Source organism: Candidatus Agathobaculum pullicola, assembly GCF_052117205.1.
Lineage (GTDB): Bacteria > Bacillota > Clostridia > Oscillospirales > Butyricicoccaceae > Agathobaculum > Agathobaculum pullicola.
The window spans coordinates 26,011-36,299 of record NZ_JBQKJP010000029.1 but is presented as its reverse complement, the minus strand read 5'-3'; the positions used below and the strand labels follow the sequence as shown (position 1 = coordinate 36,299).

Below are 10,289 nucleotides of genomic sequence, written 5' to 3'. Positions count from 1 at the left end.
CGCCAAGCAGCTCGCTATCCATAATCGCCACTCCAACAACTTTCCCATGAGGCCTCTAGGTTGGTTTTCTCCCTTAGAGTTCTCTGTCCAATATGTTTGACAAACCTACAGAAGAAAAACCGCCCTGCACCGGTTAAAGTGCAGGGCGGGAAAAAGAAATTGTGCTTAGAACAGCGCCAGAATCTTGGCGATTTCGCCGCGGGTGATTTTGCCGAGTGGCTGCAGCGTGTTATCCTTATAACCGCCGATGATGCCGGCGGAAACACAGGTCTTGACCTGATCCAGCGCCCAGGAGGGGACCGAGGACGCATCCGAGTAGGTCAGTGCAGCGGCTGCATAGCCGCGCGGCAGGCAGCGTCCGATAACGGTCATGACCTCGGCGCGGGTCATATCCGCATCCGGGGAGAAGTACAGCGCTCCGCCATTGCTCGAGCCTTGCATGATGCCTGCTTGTGCGACGGCATAGATCGCGCCGCGTGCCCAGCTCGGGATCTCCTCGTCATCGGCAAATTCGGTTTGACCGGTGTAGGAGGTGTCCAGACCGAGCAGGCGCGCCATCGTGACGGCAAACTCCTTGCGGGTCAGGTTGCGGTTGGGGTTAAAGTAGGTGCTGCCGTCGCTGCCGGACTCGCCCTTCATGATGCCGTTTTGATTGAGCAAGGAGGCGTAACCGCGTGCCCAGTGGTCTGCGGTGTCGGCAAAGACGTTTTTCGCGCTGCCGGCGGTAATCGTGGCCGAAGCGCGGGCGCGGTTGCCGGCGTCATCTGAAACATCAATTGTGACGCAGTGCGTACCTTCGCTCAGCGCGCCGGTGGTGACCGACAGGGTCGAGCCGCTCATACCGGCAGCGCCTGAAATTGTTTTACCGTCTACCTTTACCACAATATTGGAGGCGCGCGCCGGATATTTACCGTTTTCCATCGTGGCCTTGCCGGTGAGGGTAGCCGATGCGCCGGCATCGACTGTCACCGAGGTGCTATTGAGAGAAATCGACGGTGCATCTGTGTTCGTCACGGCGTGGTCCGCGGAGACGACAATTTGGTCCAGATAAAGCGCGCTGTCCGCAGCGCCCGCGCCGCTGCGCTCCATGTGGATGTCGGTCAGCGTCTGTGCGCCGTCCGGAATGGAGGCGGTCAGCTGCGTCCAACTGCTTGTGGTTGCAGCAGAGAGAGGAGCGGTCAGTTCGTTGCCCTCTGCATCGGTAAAGACGGCCGTCAGCGCGCTCTGCGTGTTTTCGCCGCGCGCCCAAAGCGTCAGATAGGACATAGCGGAAACGTCGGTCTGCGGTACGGAAATGGTTGCAGCCATCACCTTGCTGCCGTCATAGGAGGCCTTGAGTGAGCCGGTGCCGCGGACAACCTGCGTGTAATCGGTCACAGTGGACAGGGTCACGCCGTCGGTTGCTGTGCAGGGCTGGGTGCTTTCAAAATCTGCAACGGTTTTGGCATCCTGCGGGTCTCCCATACCGACGCTGACCGGAATGGATTGGCTTGTGTTACCGTAGGAGCAGGTGAGCGTGCCGCTGGCCATGCTGCTACCTGCGGTGAACATACCGTTTTCATCAATGGTGCCTATGCCTTCCGATACGCTCCAGGTAAACGAGGTGTCGATAGAGGCCATTTTTTGACCGAGGTGATAGGCGATGCCGTCGATATTGATGCTCTGGTTCGGCTTGAGCGAAATAGAGCTGATATTCTCGCCGCCGTTTTGCAGCGTGATGGACTGAATATCGCCGGTGACACAGACCGTCATTGCGCCTTCCACCACACCGTTTGTTCCGGTGATTGTGGTGATACCGGTGGTCATGCCGGCGGTAAAGGTCTGGTTGCTCACGGTGCCCATATCATCTGAAACGGTATAGGCAAGGTCGGTCGGCGCGTCAGCCGGGCCATAGGAGACGTCAGCGCCTTTGACCGAGAACCATGTCGATGCACCCGGCATTACATAGCGGTAGCTCGGCGTGAGGACTGCGTGCGCGGTCATACCGTCAGCCGGAACATTGTTGACAAAGAAAATGTAGTTGGCGCACGAGCGCTGCGAGCCGTCCGACGGGCTGGTGATGAGCGAAGCCGTGCTTTCACCCGGCTGACGCAGTGCCATGGCGGAAGAGCCGCCGCCGTCCAGACAGATAGCGCGCACGCAACCCAGCGCAAGCAGCTCGTTGCCAAGCTCCTCTGCGGTCAGACCTACGCTGTGCGAGGACTGGTTGCCGTCGATTTCGTAAAGGACAACGGTGCCGTCCGCTTTGACACCGACCGCGCTGCGCGCGCGCCGCGAAGAAGCCGCGTCAATGCCTGCGGTGGTGACTGTACTGCTGTCAATCAGCAGCTTACCGCCGACCGCATATTCGACCTCGGCCCAGTTGCTGTCGCTTGCGCCCACCCAGAGCGTCACTTCCTCCCCGACGGGGAAGTCCACCCAGGAGGGAACATTTGCGCCGTCCGACTTGGTCAGCACCATCTGATTGTCCGCAATGGTCAGCGGGCTGTTGCCCGTGCCTTTGTCCACCACCTTGAGCTTAATCGAGTGGTTGACCGTCACGGGCGTGTTGTCTACGCGCTCCAGAACGATATAGCTTCCGTTGGCGGAGAAGTGCGTGGAATCGTCGTAGTTACGGTCGAGCAGGTAAGCGCCCGCGGTGGTACGCGTCTTATTAAAGTAGGATATGGAAACCGTGCCGGATGCGCCGGCAATCGACATATTCATGGTCGGGCGGCCCATGACGGCGGTGCCGTCCGCTTTGAAGCCGACCGCATACTGCCATGCGTCAGACGAAATCAGCTCGCCCTTGTCGATGACCAGACCGATCGGAATACCGCTGGACATGACAAAAAAGTCCGCATTGGTGCCGCCAATTACGGTTTTTCCCTGACTTTCCAGATACTTTACGGCATTTGTAATGGTTGCCTGACTGCCGTAGAGCTGTTCGTCCGCATAAACCATAATGGGGGAGACCCCGGTGTTAGGCGAATAGGTCAGGATGTTGGCCCTTTGCACACCGGCCGTGTTTTTGCCTTCCGAGCGGGTATATTGCAGTCCTTGGCCAACCGCATAGGAATACGCGAACGAATTGGTAAAGGCAGCACCCGCAGCCGCGGAAAGCAGCTGTGCGGCCGCCAGAGAGACTGCTATCAGGCGGATGGGATGTTTCAAAAAATGTTTCATAGTCCTCCTCGATTTCTTGGAATGGTGAAAAAGATTGCTATGCCGCAGCTGCGGCGTTCTCAGATGCACTTAACGAGCTTTTCCAGCACTTCGGAAAGTTTCGGGCTGCGCACGGAAACATCCGACACACGATGATAAATGCCCTTGCGCGCGTTGTACAGACGGCGGGTTTCGGCCTGCTTATCCGGTTTGTCCAGAAGCGGACGGGAGGTGGAAAAGGACAGGTTTTTGACAATGCGGTAGTAGGGCGTATCCAGATGAATCAGCAGTCCGGACTGCTTGACCGCCTCAACGTTTTCCTGCCGCAGCACCGCGCCGCCGCCGAGCGAAAGCACGATGCCGTCGCGCTCGGACAGCTCACGGATGTAGGCGCTTTCGCGGTCGCGAAAGTAGGCTTCGCCCTTTTCCGAGAAAATATCGGAAATCTTTTTGCCTTCCTGCGCCTCCAGATACTGGTCGGCGTCAACAAATTCCAATCCCGTCAAGCGGGCGAGCTTGCGGCCGACTGTGGTTTTGCCGCTGCCCATAAAGCCGCACAGCACGATATTGCGCTTGCCGTGCTTTTCATGCAGCCGTTTGACCGCCATTTTACCGTAGGTGCGGCGCAGGATGGTTTCGCAGGCCTGCGGCGTGAACTGTACGCCCGACCAGATGGTCTGTGCGTGGGCGGCCTGCATGACCAGCATAAACAGACCGTCGCGCACACGGGTCTTTTTGGGATTGGCCAGCTTCATCGTCGCCGTGACGGGCGGGTTGTAAATCGCGTCAAACACATACTCGGTTTTGTGCGGCAGGTAGTGCAGGGGAGCGATATTTTCCTTTGGATACATCCCCACCGGTGTGGAGTTGAGGACGATTTGAATATCACGCGGGATGTGCCGGCGGTTGAATACGGAAACATGCGCGCCGGGCACAGCGTCGCACAGCTGTTTTTGCAGCGCGGCGGCTTTTTCTATATTGCGTCCGGTGATGGTCAGGTATGCCCCTTGCGTGATGCAGTGGTATGCCATAACCGCGGCGGCGCCGCCGTAGCCGAGCAGCAGCACCTTTTTACCGCGCAGTTTGACGCCGTCGCGCGAAAGCGATTCAGCAAAGCCAAGGATATCCGTGTTGTATCCGACCGCGCGCCCGTCGCGGAAGGCAACGGTGTTGACCGAATGTAGGTCGCGCGCAGCGGTATCTACCTCATCAAGCAGGTCGATGACCGCTTTTTTGTGCGGGATGGTGCAGTTGATGCCCTTGAGCTTACGCTTGGCCAGCTCAAATGCTTCGGATAGGTTTTCGGGCGGCACGGCTACGCCGATGTAATCCGCGTCCTGTCCGGAGGCTTCAAACAGCTGCGTGTGCAGCTCCGGACTCATCGTATGGCCAAGCGGCCAGCCAAACAGGGCATAGGTTGCTTTTTTCGGCTCGAAGACGCGGAATTCCTCCATAGTCAGCAGCATGGTTTCAGCCTCCCAATGCCTTGAGCGTGTCGAAAAAGTCGGGATAGGAGATGGAAACGACCTCGGGGTCGTTGATGCGGCTGGCGGTCTGCGCGCCCAGCGCAAGCACAGCAAGGCTCATGGCAATACGATGGTCCTTGTAAGTCTCAAACGAAGCGCCGCACGGTGTTTTGCCGCCGCGGATAATCATGCCGTCGTCGGTTTCCTCCACGTCTGCGCCCGCGCGTGTCAGTTCGGTGACCATTGCGGCGATGCGGTTGGACTCCTTGACCTTAAGTTCCTGCGCGTCGCGGATGACGGTTTCGCCCTCTGCAAACGCAGCTGCAACCGCGAGAACCGGCAGCTCATCAATCAGGCGCGGGATAATCGCCCCGCCGATTTCAACGCCGTGCAGGCGGCTGTGCCGCACGGTCAGATCGCAAACCGGTTCGGCGTCGTCCCGGAAGTTAGACTCGGTGATGTCCGCGCCCATTTCGCGCAGCACGTCCAGAATGCCCGTGCGCGTGGGGTTGACGCCGACGTTTTTGATGGTCAGCTCGCTGCCCGGTACAATGGCGCCCGCAACCAGAAAGAAGGCCGCGGACGAAATATCGCCCGGTACGGCGATGTCTACCGCGTGCAGGTCTTCGGGCGGCTCGAGCGTGATTTCATTGCCGCGCGTTTCGATTTCCACGCCCAATGCGCGGAACATGCGCTCAGTGTGGTCGCGCGAAGGGGTAGGCTCGATGACCGTTGTCTGGCCCTCAGCATATAGTCCCGCGAGCAGAATCGCGCTCTTGAGCTGGGCGGAGGCCACCGGCAGGCGGTATTCGATGCCGTGCAGCTCGCTGGGGTATAGCGTCAGCGGACAGTAGTTGTCGTTTTTGCCCTCGATGGACGCGCCCATCTCGCGCAGCGGCTTGATGACGCGGCCCATCGGGCGCTTCTGAATGGAAGCGTCGCCGCTGAGTGTCGCGGTGAATGGCTGTCCGGCCAGAATACCGCACAGCAGGCGGGTGGTGGTGCCGCTGTTGCCGGTGTAGAGCGTTTCCTCCGGCTCGCACAGGCCATGCAGGCCCACGCCCTCGACGATTACTTGATTTTCTGTGATTTCGATTTCCACACCCATCTTGCGGAAGCAATCGATGGTGGAAAGGCAGTCCTCACCCATCAGAAAGCCGGTGATATGGGTCGTGCCGTTTGCCAGCGCGCCCAGCATGACCGCGCGGTGCGAAATGGATTTGTCGCCCGGCACGGTGATTTCGCCGCGCAGCGGGCCGCAAGGTTGGATTTGCATTTGTTTACTCCTCCGTTGCATCGGAAACCGGATAGCTGCCGATGACTTTAATGTAGGGCAGCTCCTCATGGAGCTGGTATAACAGCGACTGCACGGCATGGTCCTGCATATTGCCGGTGAAGTCTACATAGAACACATAGCACCACGGGCTGTCCTTGATCGGACGGGAATAAATGCCGGTCATGTCGATGCCGTAATGCGTAAAGACATCCAGCACGCGGCCGAGTGAACCGGCGACGTTCGGGATGCGGAAGGCAATCTCGATGCGGTTGTCCTCGGGGCGGCTGGTCAGCGTGCGGCTGACCGCAATAAAGCGTGTTTCGTTGTGCTTTAGGTCGTTGATGCCCTCGGCAAGAATGGTCAGGCCGTACCGCTCGGCGGCTTCGCGCGAGCAGATTGCCGCCAGATGCGGGTCACCTTTCTTCTGCACATTCTGTGCCGCTATCGCCGTGTTGGCAACCTCGATGGCCTCCAGCCCGTGCTCGGTGATGAACGCGTGGCACTGGGGCAGGGCGTGCGGGTGCGAGCAGACACTTTGGATATCGCTCATCTGTGCGCCCGGCACGGCGGCAAGACAGTGCGAGATTTTTTTGATGTACGATTTGTTGATGGACAGGTCGTAGGCAAGCAGCAGGTCGTAAACCTCGCTGACCGTACCTGCGGTCGTGTTCTCGACCGGAACAACGCCCACATCCGCGATGCCGTCGCGCACGGATTGGAATACCTGTTCCCATGTCGGCACATGCTGCGGCTCACAGTTCGGAAAGAGCGCGCGCGCCGCCAGCTCCTGATATGCGCCGGGTACGCCCTGATAATAGACGGTTTTGGGGGCGAGTTCGTTCCCGGACGGATGCAGCGGGAACCGATCTGGCTTCTGCCGCAGCACCTCGCTGTATTGATATTCACGGCTGGCACGAATCATGCTTTGCAGAAGTGCGGTATATTTGAGGGAAAGTTCCTCGCTCATGCCCGCGGTACGCTTGGCGATGATTTCGGCTTCGCGGTCGGGTTTGTAGATTTTGTCATCGGTTTCGACCTTGGTTTGCGCTACCTGAAGCGCAAGCTCCATGCGCTCGAGAAACAGCGCGCGGATTTGCTCATCGACGCGGTTGATATCCTGACGAATTTGGGAAAGATCACGCATAGCCGTTTGCCTCCCGCAAAAGATCTGCCAGCGCAACAGCACAGGCCGCTTCAATGACCGGCGCGGCGCGTGTGACGATGCAGGGATCGTGCCGCCCGTGGATGGACAGCGGCTCCACCTTGCCGGTCTGGATATTGAGGGTCTGCTGTGTGGCTGCGATGGAGGGCGTGGGCTTGATACATGCCCGCACGATAAGCGGCATGCCGTTGGTGATACCGCCGTTGACGCCGCCGTTATTGTTGGTCTCGGTTTTGATGATATCGCCATCCTGATACAGGGTGTCGTTCGCGTGCGAGCCGCGCAGCGCCGCAAAGGCAAAGCCTGCACCGAATTCCACGCCCTTGACGGCCGGTACGGCAAACAGGATGGAGGACAGGCGGCTTTCCACCGAATCCATCATCGGGCTGCCGATGCCAGCGGGCAGGCCGACGGCCGCGCACTCAATCACGCCGCCGACCGAGTCCTGCGCCTCGCGCGCTTCTTCGATAGCGGCAAGCATCGCGTCCAGCGCGCGCGGATTGTTGACCGGATAGTCGGCTTGCCGCAGCGCATCGAGCTGGGAAACCGGGATATCCACATCATCAAACGGCATATCCTGAATCTGTGCGATGGACTGGATGTGCGAGCCGACCGTCACGCCGCGGGTTTTGAGCCATAGCTTGCACATTGCACCTGCAAACACCAACGGTGCGGTCAGACGGCCGGAAAAATGACCGCCGCCGCGCGGGTCGTTGCAGCCGTGGTAGCGTATCATCCCGGTGTAATCCGCGTGACCCGGACGGGGCTGCGCGGCCAGCGCAGCATAGTCGCCGGAATGCTGATTGGTGTTCTGGATAACGACGCAGATGGGCGCGCCGGTGGTCTGTCCGTTCAACAAGCCGGATTGGATGAGCGGCGTGTCGGCCTCCTTGCGCTGGGTGGACTGTTTATTGCGTCCGGGCGCGCGGCGCTCCATCTCGCGCAGCACAAAGGCTTCATCATATGGAACGCCCGCCGGAAAGCCGTCGATTACTACGCCGATACCAGCGCCGTGCGACTCGCCAAAAATGGAAATTTTGATGGCGTTGCCCCAAGTGGAACCCATCGGGCAAACCTCCTTACAGTTTGAGAATGTACTCGTGCAGCGTTTCCGACTCTATTGGCGTGATTTCCGCCCGGCCCGGCTCGCGCACAAGAATGAAGTTGACGGTGCTGCCGAATTTCTTTTTGTCCGACAACAACGCGTGGAAAATTGCCTCGCGGTCATGCGTCAGCGCGGTCGGTAAACCAAGCTGCTGCAAGAGCGCAATGAGCGGCGCGGACAGGTCGGCGTCCCCGCGCAGCGCAGACAGCCGCATCGCGGCGACCATACCGATTGCCACCGCCTGCCCATGGGTCAGTTCGGTGTAGTTTCCGAGCTTTTCCGCCGCGTGACCAATCGTGTGTCCGAAATTGAGAATCATGCGCAGGCCGGTGTCATGCTCGTCGATGGCAACTACGTCGCGCTTGATTTTCACGCACTCGTAGATGACATCCCCGATATGCGCTTGATAGTCCGGCTGCGATACCATTTCCAGAATCGCGGGATTGGCGATATAACCGTATTTGACAACCTCGGCCATGCCGTCGGCAAAGGTGGCATCGGGTAATGTGGCGAGCACATCCGGGTCAATCAGCACGAGCCGCGGCTGATAGAACGCGCCGACAAGGTTCTTGCCCTCGGCAAGGTCGACGCCGGTTTTGCCGCCGACTGAGGAATCCACCTGCGCCAGCAGGGTGGTCGGAATCTGGCACAGCGATACGCCGCGCAGAAAGGTCGCGGCTGCAAAGCCGGTGATGTCGCCCACCACGCCGCCGCCAAGGGCGATGATGAGGTCCTTGCGCGTCATTCCGGCAGCAAGCAGGTCATGGTAGATACCCTCGACCGTGGAGAGCCGCTTGTGCTCTTCGCCCGCGGGAATGACGGTGGAACTGACCGGCAGGTCAAACTGCTGCGTGAGCTTTTCCAGATAGAGCGGTGCGACCGTCGAGTCGGTCACGATATGTACGCGGGAAGGGGAGAAAACGTCAAGCATCGCTTTGCCCGCGTGATTTAGCAGACCGGGTTCAATGCAGATTTCGGACAGGCCGTTCGCGCCCGTCAGGCTGAGAGTCTGCACGGCAAAACACTCCTTTCACAAAACGGATGTTTTTGCGCGCCGTCAGGCGCAAATCATACGGATATTATAAGTCTCTCCCCACCGCCTGCGCCACTGCACGCAGACTCTGCATGGTTTCATGGAAGGAATCATAGGTCAGCGACTGTGCGCCGTCCGACAGGGCATGCGCGGGGTCGTTGTGCACTTCGATCATCAGACCGTCCGCGCCCGCAGCGACCGCTGCCTTTGCCAGCGGCTCGACCATCCAGTAGATGCCGCCCGCGTGAGACGGGTCGACGACAACCGGCAGGTGGCTCATGCGCTTGAGCACGGGTACCGCCGAGATGTCCAGTGTGTTGCGGGTGTACTTCTCATAGGTGCGGATGCCGCGCTCGCACAGGATGACCTTCTCATTGCCGCCTGCCATGATATATTCGGCGCTCATCAGAAACTCTTCCATCGTGTTGGCAAAGCCGCGCTTTAAGAGAATCGGCTTGTTGGTCTCACCAAGTTCTTTCAGCAGCTCAAAGTTCTGCATGTTGCGCGCGCCGACTTGGAAGCAGTCGCACTTGTCCATGAACAGGTCGATGTGTGCGGGGTTGGTGATTTCCGTGACAACCGGCAGACCGGTGACCTCATGCGCCTTGTGCAGCAGCTCCAGACCTTCCGCCTTGAGGCCTTGAAACGAGTACGGGGAGGAACGCGGCTTCCACGCGCCGCCGCGCAGCATAGAAGCGCCATCCGCCTGCACATGCTTGGCTACGTCGATGATTTGCTCTTCGCTCTCCACCGAGCAGGGGCCGGCCATAACAACCAGCTTTTTACCGCCGACCACAACGCCCGGCGCAATTTCCACCTCGGTGTTGTCCGGATGGAATTTGCGGTTGGCCAGTTTGAACGGCTCCTGCACCTTGAGGATGTTCTCTACCTGCGGGTCGCGCAGCAGCGCGTCCTTATCGACTGCGCCCGTGTCGCCGACCAGACCGATGACGATGGTGCCCGCGCCGTAAATCGGGTTTGCCTTGACGTTCCAGCGCTCAATGTGGCGGGACAGCTCCTCGACATGCTCGCGGGTCGTGCCCTGTTTCATAATGATAATCATAGTTTTTGTCTCTCCTTTGAAATAATGTGGGATTGGTGTT

Annotated in this window: 7 protein-coding genes; all 7 read right to left on the bottom strand. The window is 59.3% G+C overall.

Annotated features, from left to right (window positions below):
* Positions 1-165 precede the first annotated feature (165 nt).
* On the bottom strand, positions 166-3,165 hold the full coding sequence (locus ACTQ3V_RS10530; protein WP_441467467.1) for an S-layer homology domain-containing protein: 3,000 nt from the start codon (positions 3,163-3,165) through the stop codon (positions 166-168).
* A gap of 59 nt (positions 3,166-3,224) precedes the next feature.
* Positions 3,225-4,610 (bottom strand): shikimate kinase, encoded by a 1,386-nt coding sequence (locus ACTQ3V_RS10525; RefSeq protein WP_441467466.1) that lies wholly within the window; start codon positions 4,608-4,610, stop codon positions 3,225-3,227.
* A gap of 4 nt (positions 4,611-4,614) precedes the next feature.
* The gene (gene aroA, locus ACTQ3V_RS10520) at positions 4,615-5,886 is read right to left on the bottom strand and encodes a 3-phosphoshikimate 1-carboxyvinyltransferase (RefSeq protein WP_441467465.1); all 1,272 of its coding nucleotides are present in this window, start codon (positions 5,884-5,886) and stop codon (positions 4,615-4,617) included.
* A gap of 4 nt (positions 5,887-5,890) precedes the next feature.
* Entirely contained in the window at positions 5,891-7,030 is a 1,140-nt protein-coding gene (pheA, locus tag ACTQ3V_RS10515) for a prephenate dehydratase (protein WP_441467464.1), read from the bottom strand.
* Positions 7,023-8,114 (bottom strand): chorismate synthase, encoded by a 1,092-nt coding sequence (gene aroC / locus ACTQ3V_RS10510; RefSeq protein WP_441467463.1) that lies wholly within the window; start codon positions 8,112-8,114, stop codon positions 7,023-7,025. The genes pheA and aroC overlap by 8 nt, the downstream gene beginning before the upstream one ends.
* A gap of 13 nt (positions 8,115-8,127) precedes the next feature.
* A complete protein-coding gene (aroB, locus tag ACTQ3V_RS10505; protein ID WP_441467462.1) occupies positions 8,128-9,168 on the bottom strand; it encodes a 3-dehydroquinate synthase in 1,041 nt (346 codons plus the stop codon).
* Between the two features lie 64 nt (positions 9,169-9,232).
* Positions 9,233-10,249 carry a 3-deoxy-7-phosphoheptulonate synthase gene (gene aroF, locus ACTQ3V_RS10500; RefSeq protein WP_441467461.1) on the bottom strand — a complete coding sequence of 339 codons (1,017 nt, stop codon included), beginning with the start codon at positions 10,247-10,249 and terminating at the stop codon, positions 9,233-9,235.
* Positions 10,250-10,289: the final 40 nt, after the last annotated feature.

Excerpts from the sequence above, each read along its gene's own strand:
- ACTQ3V_RS10530 (WP_441467467.1), bottom strand. The coding sequence starts at position 3,165 with ATGAAACATTTTTTGAAACATCCCATCCGCCTGATAGCAGTCTCTCTG.
- ACTQ3V_RS10525 (WP_441467466.1), bottom strand. The coding sequence starts at position 4,610 with ATGCTGCTGACTATGGAGGAATTCCGCGTCTTCGAGCCGAAAAAAGCA.
- aroA (WP_441467465.1), bottom strand. The coding sequence starts at position 5,886 with ATGCAAATCCAACCTTGCGGCCCGCTGCGCGGCGAAATCACCGTGCCG.
- pheA (WP_441467464.1), bottom strand. The coding sequence starts at position 7,030 with ATGCGTGATCTTTCCCAAATTCGTCAGGATATCAACCGCGTCGATGAG.
- aroC (WP_441467463.1), bottom strand. The coding sequence starts at position 8,114 with ATGGGTTCCACTTGGGGCAACGCCATCAAAATTTCCATTTTTGGCGAG.
- aroF (WP_441467461.1), bottom strand. The coding sequence starts at position 10,249 with ATGATTATCATTATGAAACAGGGCACGACCCGCGAGCATGTCGAGGAG.